The sequence below is a fragment of the Achromobacter spanius genome (assembly GCF_003994415.1).
GTDB classification, from domain to species: domain Bacteria; phylum Pseudomonadota; class Gammaproteobacteria; order Burkholderiales; family Burkholderiaceae_B; genus Achromobacter; species Achromobacter spanius_C.
Map to the genome: position 1 here is coordinate 1,837,187 of NZ_CP034689.1, position 15,001 is coordinate 1,852,187.

Here is a 15,001-nt window from a genome sequence, read left to right on the forward strand (position 1 = left end):
CTGAGTGGCCGCAAGGGGGAGGGGGCGGGCAGTGAGCCGTAACGGTCAGCCGGCTGCCGGCGCCATCTCCAGAAAGCGCGCGATCAACTGCACCGGTTGGCGCTCGCGCAGGCAGTACAGGTATTCGTGCATCACGATCTCGGCGCCCTGGATGTCCAGGGCCGCCAGATCGGGGTGGGACGGGATTTCACGCGAGGGGATCAGGCTGATCCCCAAACCGCACAGAATGGCTTGCCGGATGGATTCCCGGCTGCCGATCTCCAGCGTGCGGCGCACGCTGACGCCGGCTGCCGCCAGCGCGTCCTCGGTCAACTGGCGCGTCATGGAGCCGGGTTCGCGCAGCAGCAGGGCGTGCTCGGCCAGATCGGCCAGCCGAACCTGCCCGCGCCGCGCCAGCGGATGGTCCCGATGGGTGACCACGCGGATCGGATCAGCCGCGATCATCCTGCGGTACAGGTGTTTGTCATCCATCAGAAAGGAAGACGTGGCAATCTCGATGCGATAGTCGTGCAGCGCTTGCAGCATCGACTGCGAATTCCCGATGGTGACCGCCAGGTCGATCCCCGGGTAGCGCTGGTTGTAGCGACGCACCGTATCCATGATGTAGAAGGGGCCGGTGGCGCCAATGCGCAGATTGCCTTCGCGCAGGTCGCTGGCGTCGCGCAGGCGGAAATCGATCTCGGTTTCCTGCTGCACCAGCTTTTCCACCATGGGCATCAGGCTTTGCCCCGCGTCCGACAGCCGCATGCCGCGGCCCTGCCGGTGGAACAGTTCAATGCCGTAGCGCGATTCCAGCTGACGCAACTGCCCCGTCACGGTCGGTTGGCTGACACCCAGTTGGGCGGCGGCCTTGGTGACGGTGCCGCAGCGGGCCACGGCGTAGAAGGATTTGAGTTCGGCGACAAGCACGATGAGGGGGGCGGGAAAGGGACGCAATGCGCAAGACCGCCAGTACACCAAAATAATTTGATGTTTTTATTACTGCATTTGCGCGAAGTGTCATAAACGCTCAATACGCGCCTTCCATACTGGCTTCGTTCCCAGTCCGGAGGCAGCATGCCCCAACCCGATCGCGCCTTCCTCACAGTTAGAAATCTGGTCAAGCGTTTTGGCAGCCACACCGCGCTGGCCGACGTCTCGCTGGATATCCGCGCCGGAGAACTGGTGTGCCTGCTGGGCCCTTCCGGCTGCGGCAAGACCACGCTGCTACGCGCCATCGCCGGCCTGGAACGCCAGGACAGCGGTGCAATCGTGTTGTCGGGCCGCGATATTTCTTATGCCGAGCCGCAAGAGCGCGACTACGGCATCCTGTTTCAGTCCTACGCGCTGTTTCCCAACCTGACCGTGGCCCAGAACGTAGCCTATGGTTTGAGCGGCAAGCGCGCCCACCGCAACCACGTCGCCAACCGCGTCGAGGAAATGCTGAGCCTGGTGGGCCTGGCGGGCGCGGCGGACAAATACCCCGGACAGATCTCCGGCGGCCAGCAGCAGCGCGTGGCTTTGGCGCGCGCATTGGCGCCGTCGCCGTCCCTGTTATTGCTGGACGAACCCATGTCGGCGCTGGATGCCCGGGTGCGCGAGCACCTGCGGATTGAATTGCGCGCGCTGCAAAAGCGTTTGTCGATCACGACGCTGATGGTGACGCATGACCAGGAAGAGGCCATGGTGATGGCCGACCGCATCGCCGTCATGAACGGCGGCGTCATTGAACAATTCGGGACGCCGCGCGAACTCTACCGCCAGCCGGCATCGGCCTTTATCGCCGATTTCGTGGGCGAGGCGAACTGGCTGCCGTTCGAACGCATCGACACCCATCGCGCCCGCGTCGGCCGCCAGGAACTGGCCGTGGACGAGGCGCTGGACGGCAAGTCCGGCAAGTTGTTCGTGCGCCCGGAAGCGGTGCGCGTCAGCATGGCGCGCTCGGAAGAACCCAACTCGATGCTGGCCGATGTGCTGGACGGCGTATTCCTGGGCCGGGGCTATCGCCTGGCCTTGCGCCTGGAAGGCGTGCCCGGCTCCACCGTGCATTCCATCGTGTCCCCTGAAATCGGAGACGCCCTGTTGGGCCCTCACGCCGCCAGCCGTTGCTGGGTGGAGCTGCCGCGCCATGCGATTCGCGCCTACGCTTGATTCCACCGTGACCGGATCGCCTTCCGTGGCCGAACTCACCCCTACCCCTCCGCCGCTTCAGCCTCCGCGCCGGCCGTGCCCGCTTTGGGCCGCCGCCCCATGCCTGCCTGGATAGGCTCGCTGGGCCTGACGGCGGGGCAGGGTGCGCTGGTGTTGTTTCTGGTGCTGTTCCTGGCGCTGCCGCTGCTGGCCATCCTGGCCAAGTCCGTGACCGACAGCGAAGGCGCCTGGGCCGGCCTGTCGGTCGTGTCCGGCATCATCGGCGCGGATGGCTTTCTTGCCATGGTCGGGCGCAGCCTGACCGTGGGCGTGGTGACGATGCTGCTGGTAGTGCCGTGCGCCTATGGTTTCGCCTACGGCCTGACCCGCACGCGCTTGCCGGGCAAGGGCCTGCTGCGCACCATCGCCTTGCTGCCCTTGCTGGCGCCCTCGCTGTTGCCCGGCATTGCGCTGATCTATCTGCTGGGCAATCAGGGCCTGCTCAAGGGCCTGACGGGGGGCGCCACCATCTACGGCTTCTGGGGCATTGTGGTGGGCGAGGCCTTCTACACGTTTCCGCATGCGCTGATGATTCTGCTGACCGGACTGACGCTGGCCGATGGGCGGCTGTACGACGCGGCACGTGCCATGGGCGCGGGCCCGTGGCGCACCTTCCTGACCGTGACCTTGCCCGGCACACGCTATGCCGTGTTCTCGGCCTGCTGCGTGGTGTTCACGCTGACCGTTACCGATTTCGGCGTTCCCAAAGTGGTGGGCGGCGACTACAACGTGCTGGCCATGGAAGCCTACAAGGCCGTCGTCGGACAGCAGAACTTTCCCAAGGGCGCGGCCATCGGCATTTTGCTCTTGCTGCCCGCCTTGCTGACCTTTGTGCTGGACCGCCGCCTGCGTGCCCGTCAGGGTGCGCAGATGAGCGGGCGCGCCCAGCCCTACGCAGCAGGCGCCAACCGACGCCGCGATGCCGCGTTCCTGCTGCTGGCCGGCGTGCTGGCCGCCTTCCTGCTGCTGATCATCGGCGTGGCCGTCTGGGCCTCGTTCGTGAAGATGTGGCCGTACAACCTGTCGATGTCGCTGCGTTCCTATGACTTCGACAACATGGACGGGGGCGGCTGGCTGGCCTGGCGCAACAGCCTGCAACTGGCGCTTTGGACCGCCTTGATCGGCACGGCCGTGGTGTTCGTGGGCGCCTGGATGATGGAAAAAGTGCCGGCGCGCGGCTCGGTGGCGCGCGGCCTGCGCGCCACGGTCAGCATGCTGGCCTTGATGCCGATGGCCGTGCCGGGCCTGGTGCTGGGGTTGGGCTACATCTTCTTCTTCAACAGCCTGATGAACCCGCTGAACCTGCTGTACGGCACGATGCCGCTGCTGGTCCTGTGCACGGTGGTCCACTTCTACACCAGCGCGCATCTGACGGCGGCCACCGCGTTGAACGCCCTGGATCCCGAGTTCGAAGCCGCGTCCGCGTCGTTGAAGGTGCCGCGCATGACGACGTTCCTGCGGGTCACGCTGCCCATGTGCCTGCCCGCCGCGCTGGACGTTGCCCGCTACCTGTTTGTTTCCGCCATGACGACCGTGTCGGCCGTGGTGTTCCTGTACAGCCCGTCCACGGTGCTGGCCGCCGTCGCCGTGCTCAACATGGACGACGCCGGCTTCATCGGCCCGGCCGCCGCCATGTGCACGGTGATCATGGCCAGTTCCGCCACGGCGGCCCTGTTGCTGCATCTGGCAAGCCGCGCGCTGGTCGCGCGCAGCCAGGCATGGCGCCGGCCCGTGGCCCTTTGAACGCTTATTTCTAGGATGACCCTCATGACTGTTTCAACCTTGCCCGTCCAACTGGAAGCCGTCATCTTTGACTGGGCCGGCACGCTGGTCGATTTCGGCTCGTTTGCGCCCACCAAGGTGTTCGTGGACGCCTTCTCGCAGTTCGGCATGGAGGTGTCGCTGAAGGAAGCCCGCGGCCCCATGGGCATGGGCAAGTGGGACCATATCCGCGCCCTGTGCGACCAGCCCGCCATCGCCAGCCAGTACCAGGCCCAGTTCGGCCGCCTGCCTTCCGATGACGACGTGACCGCCATCTACGATCGCTTCCTGCCGATGCAACTGGAAAAGGTGGCGCAATATTCAGCGGCCATTCCGGGCGCGGCGGAATTGCTGCGCGCCCTGCGCCAACGCGGCTTGAAGATCGGCTCGTGCTCGGGCTACCCCGGCAGCGTCATGCGCCGCGTGGTTGAACGGGCCGCCTCCGAGGGCCTGGAGCCGGACTGCATCGTGGCTAGCGACGATGTGCCGCGCGCGCGTCCGGCGCCTGCGATGGCCTTGAAAAACGTGGTCGAGCTGGGGCTGTCGGACGTGGCCGGCTGCATCAAGGTTGACGACACCGCCCCTGGTATCGAGGAAGGGCGCCGCGCCGGCATGTGGACGGTGGGGCTCCTGCTGTCCGGCAATGCCGCCGGCCTTACCTTGGATGAATACCTGAGCCTGGATGAGAACGACCGCGAGCGCGCCCGGGTTGAGGCTCGCGCTGAGCTGTCTTCCGCGCACCCCCATTACCTGATCGACACGGTGGCCGACCTGCCCGCCGTGATCACCGATATCGAAGCCCGACTGGCGCGAGGCGATCGACCCTGAGCGCAAACCCTCTGCCTTGAGGCCATCCGCCCGGCGTAGCCGGACGTAGTTCCACTTTTCGTTTTACCGCGACCGCGGTCGGCAATGTCCGACCGTGGCGGCGACCTTCACCCTTTTTTTCCGCCAATACACGGAGTTACTCATGAATCGCTACAAGCTGCTTGCCCTGGCCGCCGCCCTGACGGGTGTAATGGGCGCCGCCTCCGCCGAGACCACGTTGACGGTCTACACCGCGCTCGAAGCCGACCAGATCAAGGTCTACCAAGCCGCGTTCGAAAAGGCCAATCCCGACATCAAGATTCAATGGGTCCGCGATTCCACGGGCATCATCGCCGCCAAGCTGCTGGCCGAAAAAAGCAACCCCAAGGCGGACGTGATCTGGGGCCTGGCCGGCACGGCGCTGGGCCTGATGGACAAGGAAGGCATGCTGCAACCCTACGCCCCGAAGGGCCTGGACCAGATCGCCGCCAACATGCGCGACGCCAAGGCGGAGCCGTCGTGGGTCGGCATGGACGGCTATGCCGCCGCCGTCTGCTTCAACACCATCGAAGCCGAAAAGCAGAAGCTGCCCAAGCCGACCTCGTGGCAAGACCTGACCAAGCCTGTCTACGCGGGCAAGATCGTCATGCCGAACCCGGCGTCCTCGGGCACGGGCTTTCTGGACGTCAGCGCCTGGCTGCAGATTTTTGGCGAAGAGAAGGGCTGGGCCTATATGGACGCCCTGCACAAGAACATTGGTTCGTACACGCACTCGGGCTCCAAGCCGTGCAACATGGCGGCCGCGGGGGAATTCCCGATCGGCGTGTCGTTCGACTACCGCGCGGCCAAGCTGAAGGCCGATGGCGCGCCGGTCGAAGCCGTATTCCCGTCGGAAGGCCTGGGCTGGGAAGTGGAAGCCACCGCCATCATGAAGGGCACGAAGAACCTGGAAGCCGCCCGCAAGCTGGCCGACTTCTCGGCCAGCCGCGAGGCCAACGAGCTGTACAAGGCGAACTTCGCGGTGCTGGCGATTCCGTCCATCGCCACGGCCAACCCGAACCTGCCGGCCGACCTGACCAAGCGCATGATCAAGAACGACTTCGTGTGGGCCGCCACGAACCGCGAACGCATCATCGCCGAGTGGACCCGCCGCTACGACGGCAAGTCCGAGCCGAAGAAGAAGTAAGGCGCTGCCCGCGATGAAAACTTACGACGTGATCGTGGTGGGCGCGGGCATGCTTGGCATCGCCCACGCCTGGGCGGCTGCCAAGCGCGGCCTGTCGGTGGCGGTCATTGAGCGCAGCCGCCAGGCGCACGGCGCCACCATCCGCAACTTCGGCCAGGTCATCGTGACGGGCCAGCCGCCCGGCATGATGCTGTCGCACGCGCAACAGGCACGCGAGCTGTGGCTGGAGCTGGCCGCCAAGGCGGGCTTTCATGTGCGGGCCAACGGCGCGCTGGTGCTGGCGCGCAACGCCGACGAGGCCAGTGTGCTGCAGGAATTCGCCGACATGCGCCTGGCGCAGGAAGGCTATCGCGCCAACCTGCTGTCGGCGCGCGAGGTGGCCGGCCTGTACGGCGGACAGCTTGCGCACCATTGCCTGGCGCTGCAGGGGCATGACGACCTGCAGATCTATTCGCGCGAGGCCTTGCCGGCCATGACCCGCTACCTGGCCGAGTCGCTGGGCGTGACCTTCATTACCGGCACGTTGGCACGCGCCGTGGAAAACGGCCTGGTAGGCACCACGGCCGGCGACTTCCAGGGCAAGCATGTCTTCGTGTGCCCCGGGCATGATTACCTGACGCTGCTGCCTGAACGCTTCGCGCCGCTGAACCTGGAAGTCTCGCGTTTGCAGATGCTGCGCGCGGCGTTCGAGACCAACGCCATCGCCTTGGACCGCCCGGTGCTGACTGGCCTGTCGTGCGTGCATTACGGCGCCTTCTCGGACCTGCCCACGGCGCAAGCGCTGCGCCAGGTGATCCAGGAACGCACGCCGATGCTGGTTGAAAACGGTATCCACCTGCTGATCAGCCCCACGCCGAATGGCGAGCTGATCATCGGCGATTCGCATCACTACGGGCAGGATGCGTTCCCGTTCAACGATGAGGCGGTCGACAACGCCATGCTGGACCTGGCGTCGCAGGCCTTGGGTGCGCGCTTGCGCGTGCTGGAGCGTTGGCAGGGCGTGTATGGCGCACACGGCCCGGCGCCGTTCTCGGTGATGCCGGTGGACGCGGCCACGACCGTGGCGGTCATGCATTCCGGCGTCGGCATGACGGTGGGGCTGGCGATCGGTGAACGCACGGTGGCGGGCGTGATGGGACATTGACCGGCACCGGCAAGCATTTGCCGCGTGCAATGAAAAGGGCCTCGCGAAAAATTCGCGAGGCCCTTTGCTTTACGGATGCAAGCCCGGGTTCAGAGGTCTTGCATGATGCGTCGATACCATTCATGGAAGTGCTGCATGCCGTCTTCCATCGGCGACTGATAAGGACCGGCTTCATTCACGCCGCGCAACATCAGGGCTTTGCGGCCGGCGTCCATGCGTTCGGCGATCTCATCGTCTTCGATGGCCGTCTCCATGTAGGCGGCACGCTGGGCCTCGACGAATTCGCGTTCGAACGCCGAGATTTCCTCGGGGTAGTAGAACTCGACGACGTTCACCGTTTCTTGCGGGCTCTTCGGGTACAGCGTGGACAGCACCAGCACGTGCGGGTAGAGCTCGATCATGTGGGTCGGAAAATACGTGACCCAGACCGCGCCGAAATCGGGCGCATCGCCTTCGCGGAACGACAGCAGGCGGTCGTGCCATTGCTTGTACACGTCTGAACCCGGTTGGGCCAACGCATTGTGCACGCCTACTTTTTGCAGGCTGTACCAGTCGTTGAATTCCCAGGTCAGGTCGTCGCAGGTAACGAAACGGCCCAGGCCCGGGTGGAACGGCCCAACGTGGTAGTCCTCAAGGTAGACCTCGATGAAGGTCTTCCAGTTGTAGTTGCACTGATGCACTTCAACGTGGTCGAGCACGTAGTCGCCGAAGTTGAACTCGGGGCGCGAGAACAAGGGGGCCATGTCCGATGCCGGATCGCGCGGGCCTTCAAACAGCAGGCCGTGGCAATCGCGCAGGCGAAACTTCTGCAAATTCATGCAGGGTGTGGTCTCGAACTGAGGCGCGCCCAACAACTCGCCCTGGTTGTTGTACGTCCAACGGTGCAGCGGGCAGACAATATTGCCGCCGGTTGCCTTCAGATTGCCTTGCGTATTGCAGTTGCCGGCCACATTGCCGGCTTCGCCGCCCAGCATCAATGCCTGACGGTGGCGGCAGACATTTGAGATGAGTTCAACGCCTTGCTGGTTACGAACCAGCACGCGCCCTCCGTTCTCTTGGACCAACGACCGCCAATCCCCAATCTCGGGCACTAATTTCTGGTGTCCGACATACTGCGAGGATTGCTTGAAAATGAGTTCTTGCTCGCGGGCAAAGAGGGCTTCGTCAAAGTAAGCGCTGACGGGTAGCTGGGTGCGAGCTGGCACGACATGTGCCATCCGACCGATGTCGGTCATGATTCCCTCCGCTCGGATAAAAAAGCCAGGACGGTTTGAGCTCTGCCTAGCGTTTTTGTTCAAGCCCAGCGTTTTCAGGAAATTGTTCTGAAAACTGCTTGGAGCTCAACGATGAGCTTGGCTACATACGTGCTGGCGCGAAGAAAAATCGGTGTCTGGCCGATCAAATAAGCCGTGAATTGTACCCCAAGGGCCTCCCTCACGCCCGCGAAGATGGACGAGGGTTCGTCCAGTGTTCACGGGGCTTGCCAGCCTGCTGCCAACGTCCGATTAACCCTTCTCGCCGTAGGTCTTTCAGACGAGCTTGCGGGTAGCGGGATGACGCCTCAGCAGCCAGCAACTGGCGGCCGACAAGGCAAAGACCGCAAGGGTCAGCAAGGGCACTGTCCAGGCGTCGCGCGGGTTGCCCGAAATGGCGCCCGCCCGGCGTGCCACATCCAGGAACACGGGGTGGATCAGGTAGATGCCGAAGGTCAGGGGCGCCAGGGCGGCCAGGCGCGGCAGCCGGGGCGTGTCCACGATCCACTGGAACGCGGCCAGTGACATGAACGGCACGGTCAGGCTGAAGTAGTCGTAGAAGTACGTGTCCAGCTTATGGCCATCGGACATCAGGTTCACGCCCAGGGCGGTGGCGGCCACGCTGGCCAGCAGCACCAGACCCGGCCGGGGAACGCGCATGTCGCCGTCGAAAATCAAGCGGCCGGCCACGAAGTAGCCCAGATATGGCAGGAACCACGTCAGGAAGAATCCGTGCGGCGCGCCCAGCGCGCGCCGGTACAGCGCGTCCAGGATCGCCACGCCCAGAATGCCCACCACCCACAGCGCGCGTCCGCGCGGCGTGCTGCGCGCATACAGCATGCGGGCCAGCGGGGCGAACAGGTACAGGCCCACAATCATGTACAGGTACCAAAGGTGGTAATACGGTTCACCTTGCGCCACCTTGCGCGGCCAGAACGAAAAATCGATACGGCCGTCGTCCCACCAGTCCAGACCGGTGCGCCAGGCCAGGTAGAACAACGTCCAGAACAATAGCGGCGCGCAAATACGTGCCATGCGCCGGCTGTAGAACTGGCGGGCGTCCTGCGGCTTGTTCGGGTCCAGCAGCAGAGCGCCGCTGACCATCACGAACACGGGCACGCACCACCGCGCCGCCGAGTCGTAAAGATTGGCGGCCAGCCACGCGCCCTTGCCGTAGGCAGCCGGGTCACTGACGATCAACGCCGCGCTGTGCAACAGGACGACGGCCACGGCCGCCAACCAGCGGGCGGCATCCAGGCGGGCATAACGGTCTTCGGTCAAAGGCATCGGGCTCCCGCTGGGTGTTTGCTGCTTTTCACCTTAGCAGTCGAGCAGGTACGGCTTCTGTATCCAGCGGTTAGGCAAGGCGTAAAAAACCGACAGGCCCCTGGGGGTGCTGTCGGTGTAAAAAGTGGCAGGCGCTTGGCCCGCCGCCGTCTCGCGGGCCGGCGGGACCGCGAGACGATTTGTCACGAAACCAGTTGCGCGTGTCGTATCGACTTACTGCACGACGATATTGGCTTGCTTGACCAGTTGAGACACGATGGGTTGTTCGGCCTTGATCTGTTTGTCGAGCTCGGCGGCCGTACCCGAACGCGGGTCGATGCCCATGTCCAGCATGCGCTTCTTCACGCCTTCATCCTTCAGCGTTTCGGTCAACGCGGCCTGCAGCTTTTCCAGCACCGGAGCCGGCGTGCCCTTCGGCGCAACAAAGCTGAACCATGCCGTCATGTCGAAGCCTTGATAGCCCTCTTCGGACAAGGTCTTCAGCTTGGGCAGCGTGGCCAGGCGCGACGGGCTGGTAATGGCGAACACCTTGACCTTGCCTGCGTCCGCCTGCGGAATGCCGGTGGCGACCATGTCGAAGAACAGGTCCACGTCGCCGCTGATCAGGGCCGGCAGGGCTTGCGTGGCGCCCTTGAAGGGTACGTGCAGGATGTCGATGCCCGCGCGCGACTTGAACAGTTCACCCGCCAGGTGCGACGAGGTGCCGGGGCCGAAGGTGGCGAACGTCAGCTTGCCCGGGTTCTGCTTGGCATAGGCCACCACGTCCTGCGTGCTGTTGAAGGGCTGCTTGGGGCTGGACAGCAGCACCAGGGGGCCGACGCCCACCATGCCGATACGCGCGAAGCTGTCCGGATCGTAAGGCAGGTCCTTGTACAGATAGCGGTTCGTGACGAGCGTGGAGTTGGTGGCCATCAGGATGGTGTAGCCGTCCGGCTGCTCGCGCGATACATAGGCCGCGCCAATGGACGTGCCGGCGCCCGCCTTGTTTTCCACGATCATGGACTGGCCCAGGGTCTTGGCCATGCGTTCAGCCAGGATGCGGGTCAGCACATCGGTGGCGCCACCGGCCGGGAAGGGCGAGATGATCTTGATGGGTCGGGCCGGATAGGTCTCGGCTTGCGCGCCCAGCGCGGCCGCGCCCAGAACCAAGGTAGCCAGTAGTTTGATGCTCGTGCGAATCATGTTTTCCCCTTGAAATCGCGTGCGTGAGTGGATCGCCGGGCCTGGCTTGGCGGCTGCGCGGTGAAGCGCGTTGTGCTGCTTGCCAGGTCTCCTTGGATGCTTTAAATTCCGATAAATGGAATTTAGTTTTGTCATTCGAAATAAACTATAAAAACGAAGCGTAGTGAAATGCAATCTTTTTCTGACTCCAAGCGCGTCGTCCATGCCGCCGCCAAACCGGATGAACGGCTGGAATTGAGCCAGCCTGCTCGTCGTAAACGCGCGGCCGGCGTGGGCGAGGGCGCAAGTTCGCCGGATTTCATTACGGCCCTGGCGCGTGGCCTGGATGTATTGCGTTGTTTTCGTCATGGCGTGACGGCGCTGGGCAATCTGGACCTGGCGCGCTTGACCGGGCTACCCAAGCCCACCATCAGCCGCATCACGTACACACTGACCGAGCTGGGCTACTTGCGCTATCACCCCGACACCGGCAAGTATTCGCCGGGCTATGGCGTGCTGGCGCTGGGCTTCGGCTTGTTGGCCGGGCTGGAAGTGCGCGAACTGGCCAAGGCGTCGATGAGCGACCTGGCCCGCGACACGGGGGGCGCGGTTGCGCTTGGCGCCTTTGATGGCGACGCCATGACTTACGTCGAAGCGATCCACGGCTCGTCGGCCTTGTACCTGCGCCTGCCCGTGGGCTATCGCGCCAGCCTGGACAGCGCCATGGGCCGGGCGTATCTGGCCAGCCTGCCCGAAGGCGCTTGTGATGACGTGATGGCGCGCCTGGGCCAGGCGGCGCCGCCTGTCGATGCGATTTTGCGCGCGCGTGCCGAACTCCAGGAATCGGGCTGCTGTTTCGCGCTGGGTGAATGGCAGTCGGGCATCAACGCCGTGGCGGTGCCGTTCACCTCGATTACCGGCGAAGGCGTCTTCGTGATGAGTTGCGGCGGCCCGGTCAGCCTGCTGCCGGAGCCGGATTTGCGCGCGCGTGTGGGGCCGGCATTGCGGGCCGCGATCGCTGGCTTGGCGGGGGCGCCGGCCTGATCCTTCCCGTGCGTCAGGGTCTGGTTTGGCTATCTCGTACAATTCACAGATTGATCCACCCCTAGCGCCCTCGGAGACCCGTTTGGCCAAGTCCGCACAAGCCGATCCGCAGATTGATGACCGCCCCCTGCCTCAAGATTTCGAAACGGCCCTGGCCGAGTTGGAGTCCTTGGTGGCGGCCATGGAAGACGGCTCGTTGCCGCTTGAGCAATCACTGACCGCCTACCGGCGCGGTGTGGCGCTGACGCGGGTTTGCCAGGAACGCCTGGCGCAGGCCGAACAGCAGGTCAAGGTTCTGGAAGGCGACCTGCTGCGCCCGCTGGACCCGGCGGCGCTGGATGACGAATAAGAATCAGATGAAGCAAACTCAACTCCCCTTTGCGGAGTGGTTGCAGGGTCGCGTGCGGCACGTCGAAGACGTCCTGGACGACCTGATGCCCCCCGCGGACGTGCTGCCTGTCCGCCTGCATGAAGCCATGCGCTACGCCGTGCTGGGCGGTGGCAAGCGGGTACGCGCCGCCATGGTCTACGCCGCTGGGCAGGCCTGCCCGGTCAGCGGCAGCGTGCTGGCCATCGAGGCATCGCTGGACCGCGCCGCGGCCGCCGTTGAATTGATCCACGCCTATTCGCTGGTGCATGACGACCTGCCCTGCATGGACGACGACACCTTGCGTCGTGGCCGGCCCACCACGCATGTGCAGTTCGACGAAGCCACCGCCATGCTGGCGGGCGACGCCTTGCAGCCGCTGGCTTTCGACTTGCTGGCCTCAATGCCCATTGCGCCCGCGCTGATCGTGCAGGCGACCCAGTCGTTGGCGCGTGCCGCCGGCAGCCAGGGCATGGCGGGTGGTCAGGCCATTGATCTGCTCAGCGTTGGCCATTCGCTGTCGCGCGACGAACTCCAGACCATGCACAGCATGAAGACGGGCGCCATGCTGGCGTGCAGCGTGGCCTTGGGTGGCATCGTGGCGGGCGCCAGTTCGGCCTCGCGCCAGGCGCTGGACGCCTACGCGCAAGCCATGGGCCTGGCGTTCCAGGTGGTGGACGATATCCTGGACGTCACCGCCGACACGGCCAGCCTGGGCAAGACGCCCGGCAAGGACGCGGCGGAAAACAAACCCACCTACGTATCACTGCTGGGCCTGTCCGAGGCGCGCGCGTTTGCCGAGGAATTGCGCGTGGCCGCGCAGGCGGCGCTGGAGCCTTTGGGCGACGCGGGCTTGCGTTTGGCGCAATTGGCTGATTTCATCGTCCTTCGAGACCGCTGATCCGTGATAAGCCCGGCCTGGGTTCAGGCCGGGGCAACGAACCCCATACAAGCATGACGACTGATTTATTGGACCGCATTCAATCCCCGGCCGACCTCAAGCGCCTGGATCGCCGCGAGCTGAAAAAGCTTGCCGACGAACTGCGCGGCTTTGTGCTGGAGTCGGTATCCAAAACGGGCGGACACCTGTCGTCCAACCTGGGCACGGTCGAGCTCACGCTGGCCCTGCATCAGGTGTTCGACACGCCGCATGACCGCATCGTCTGGGACGTGGGGCACCAGTCCTATCCGCACAAGATCCTGACCGGCCGCCGCGCCGGCATGGCCAAGTTGCGGCAGCAAGGTGGCATTTCGGGCTTTCCCAAGCGCAGCGAATCCGAATACGACGCCTTCGGCACCGCGCACTCGTCCACGTCCATCTCGGCGGCGCTGGGCATGGCGGTGGCCTCGCGCAATGCGGGCGTGCAACGCCAGCACATTGCCGTCATCGGCGACGGCGCCATGTCCGCGGGCATGGCGTTCGAAGCCATGAACAACGCGGGTGTCACGCCCAACATCAACCTGCTGGTGATCCTGAACGACAACGACATGTCGATCTCGCCGCCGGTGGGGGCGCTGAACCGCTACCTGGCGCGCCTGATGTCGGGCCGCTTCTATGCCACCGCCAAGAACGTGGGCCGCGCGGTCTTGCAACACGTGCCGCCCGTGCTGGAACTGGCGCGCCGGTTTGAAGAGCATGCCAAGGGCATGGTCACGCCGGCCACGCTGTTCGAAGAATTCGGCTTCAACTACGTCGGTCCCATCGATGGGCACGACCTGGACGCGCTGGTGCCCACCTTGCAGAACCTGAAGGCGCTGCAAGGCCTGCAATTCCTGCATGTGGTCACCAAGAAGGGGCAGGGCTACAAGCTGGCCGAGGCCGACCCGGTGCTGTATCACGGCCCGGGCAAGTTCGACCCCGCGGTCGGCATCCAGCAATCCAAGGCGCCCGGCAAGCGCACGTTCACGCAGGTGTTCGGCCAGTGGCTGTGCGACATGGCCGAGCAAGACCCGCATCTGGTCGCCGTCACGCCCGCCATGCGCGAAGGCAGCGGCCTGGTGGAATTCGAAAAGCGCTTTCCGCTGCGCTATTTCGACGTGGGCATCGCTGAGCAGCACGCCGTGACGTTCGCGGCGGGCGTGGCCTGCGAAGGGCAAAAGCCCGTCGTGGCGATCTACTCCACGTTCATGCAGCGAGGCTACGACCAGTTCATCCACGACGTCGCGCTGCAAAACCTGGACGTGACGTTCGCGCTGGACCGCGCCGGCATCGTCGGCGCCGACGGCGCGACCCACGCCGGCAATTACGACATCGCTTTTCTGCGCTGCGTGCCGAACATGGTGGTGGCCACGCCTTCCGACGAAAGCGAAACGCGCCTGCTGCTGTCGACCTGTTATCAGCATCCGGGCCCGGCCTCGGTGCGCTATCCGCGTGGCGCTGGCTGTGGCGCCCCGGAAGGCGCGGGCTTGGACACGGTGCAAGTGGGCCGAGGCGTGGTGCGGCGCGAAGGCAAGAAGATCGCCATCCTGGGCTTTGGCACGCTGGTGCAAGCGGCGCTTGCCGCTGCCGACAAGCTGGACGCCACCGTGGCCGACATGCGTTTCGTCAAGCCGATCGACCTGGACCTGATCCTGGACCTGGCGCGCCGCCACGACGCACTGGTCACGATCGAAGATGCCTCCATCATGGGCGGCGCCGGCAGCGCGGTGCTGGAAGCGCTGAGCGCCGCGGGCGTGCAGATTCCGGTGCTGCAACTGGGTTTGCCGGATGTCTTCATCGACCATGGCGACCAGTCTGCCTTGCTGGCGGGCATCGGACTGGATGCCGCTGGCATCGAGCAGTCGATCCGCAATCGCTACGCCGATCTGCTGGCTTGAAGCTG

The 15,001-nt window shown here is 64.8% G+C and carries 13 protein-coding genes; 9 read left to right on the top strand and 4 right to left on the bottom strand.

The window, feature by feature from the left end; genetic code table 11:
- Window positions 1–45 precede the first annotated feature (45 nt).
- Complete coding sequence (locus ELS24_RS08295; RefSeq protein ID WP_127186276.1) at window positions 46–909, bottom strand: LysR family transcriptional regulator; 864 nt, start codon at window positions 907–909, stop codon at window positions 46–48.
- A 147-nt stretch (window positions 910–1,056) separates the two neighbouring features.
- Between ELS24_RS08295 and ELS24_RS08300 the strand changes: the two genes are divergently transcribed.
- The 5 genes from ELS24_RS08300 to ELS24_RS08320 all read left to right on the top strand — a co-directional run bounded on the left by ELS24_RS08300 (window position 1,057) and on the right by ELS24_RS08320 (window position 7,067).
- Window positions 1,057–2,130, top strand: coding sequence for a putative 2-aminoethylphosphonate ABC transporter ATP-binding protein (locus ELS24_RS08300; RefSeq protein ID WP_127183835.1), 1,074 nt, complete (start codon window positions 1,057–1,059; stop codon window positions 2,128–2,130).
- Between the two features lie 99 nt (window positions 2,131–2,229).
- Window positions 2,230–3,912 (top strand): putative 2-aminoethylphosphonate ABC transporter permease subunit, encoded by a 1,683-nt coding sequence (locus tag ELS24_RS08305; RefSeq protein WP_127183836.1) that lies wholly within the window; start codon window positions 2,230–2,232, stop codon window positions 3,910–3,912.
- Between the two features lie 15 nt (window positions 3,913–3,927).
- Window positions 3,928–4,758, top strand: a complete 831-nt coding sequence (phnX, locus tag ELS24_RS08310; RefSeq protein ID WP_127183837.1) for a phosphonoacetaldehyde hydrolase — start codon at window positions 3,928–3,930, stop codon at window positions 4,756–4,758.
- Between the two features lie 142 nt (window positions 4,759–4,900).
- A complete protein-coding gene (locus tag ELS24_RS08315) occupies window positions 4,901–5,923 on the top strand; it encodes a putative 2-aminoethylphosphonate ABC transporter substrate-binding protein (protein WP_050446057.1) in 1,023 nt (340 codons plus the stop codon).
- Window positions 5,924–5,936: 13 nt separating this feature from the next.
- On the top strand, window positions 5,937–7,067 hold the full coding sequence (locus tag ELS24_RS08320; RefSeq protein ID WP_127183838.1) for a TIGR03364 family FAD-dependent oxidoreductase: 1,131 nt from the start codon (window positions 5,937–5,939) through the stop codon (window positions 7,065–7,067).
- Between the two features lie 89 nt (window positions 7,068–7,156).
- Here ELS24_RS08320 and ELS24_RS08325 read toward each other — a convergent pair whose 3' ends face one another.
- The 3 genes from ELS24_RS08325 to ELS24_RS08335 all read right to left on the bottom strand — a co-directional run bounded on the left by ELS24_RS08325 (window position 7,157) and on the right by ELS24_RS08335 (window position 10,789).
- On the bottom strand, window positions 7,157–8,302 hold the full coding sequence (locus tag ELS24_RS08325) for an aromatic ring-hydroxylating oxygenase subunit alpha (protein ID WP_050446054.1): 1,146 nt from the start codon (window positions 8,300–8,302) through the stop codon (window positions 7,157–7,159).
- A 294-nt stretch (window positions 8,303–8,596) separates the two neighbouring features.
- Window positions 8,597–9,607, bottom strand: coding sequence for an acyltransferase (locus ELS24_RS08330; RefSeq protein ID WP_050446053.1), 1,011 nt, complete (start codon window positions 9,605–9,607; stop codon window positions 8,597–8,599).
- Window positions 9,608–9,820: 213 nt separating this feature from the next.
- On the bottom strand, window positions 9,821–10,789 hold the full coding sequence (locus ELS24_RS08335; protein ID WP_127183839.1) for a Bug family tripartite tricarboxylate transporter substrate binding protein: 969 nt from the start codon (window positions 10,787–10,789) through the stop codon (window positions 9,821–9,823).
- Between the two features lie 168 nt (window positions 10,790–10,957).
- On the opposite strand from ELS24_RS08335, the gene ELS24_RS08340 reads away from it, so the two are divergent.
- The 4 genes from ELS24_RS08340 to dxs all read left to right on the top strand — a co-directional run bounded on the left by ELS24_RS08340 (window position 10,958) and on the right by dxs (window position 14,996).
- Entirely contained in the window at window positions 10,958–11,812 is an 855-nt protein-coding gene (locus ELS24_RS08340) for an IclR family transcriptional regulator (protein ID WP_050446051.1), read from the top strand.
- An 82-nt stretch (window positions 11,813–11,894) separates the two neighbouring features.
- A complete protein-coding gene (locus tag ELS24_RS08345; RefSeq protein ID WP_127183840.1) occupies window positions 11,895–12,161 on the top strand; it encodes an exodeoxyribonuclease VII small subunit in 267 nt (88 codons plus the stop codon).
- A 7-nt stretch (window positions 12,162–12,168) separates the two neighbouring features.
- A complete protein-coding gene (locus ELS24_RS08350) occupies window positions 12,169–13,080 on the top strand; it encodes a polyprenyl synthetase family protein (RefSeq protein WP_050446091.1) in 912 nt (303 codons plus the stop codon).
- A 53-nt stretch (window positions 13,081–13,133) separates the two neighbouring features.
- A complete protein-coding gene (gene dxs, locus ELS24_RS08355) occupies window positions 13,134–14,996 on the top strand; it encodes a 1-deoxy-D-xylulose-5-phosphate synthase (protein ID WP_050446048.1) in 1,863 nt (620 codons plus the stop codon).
- Window positions 14,997–15,001 lie beyond the last annotated feature (5 nt).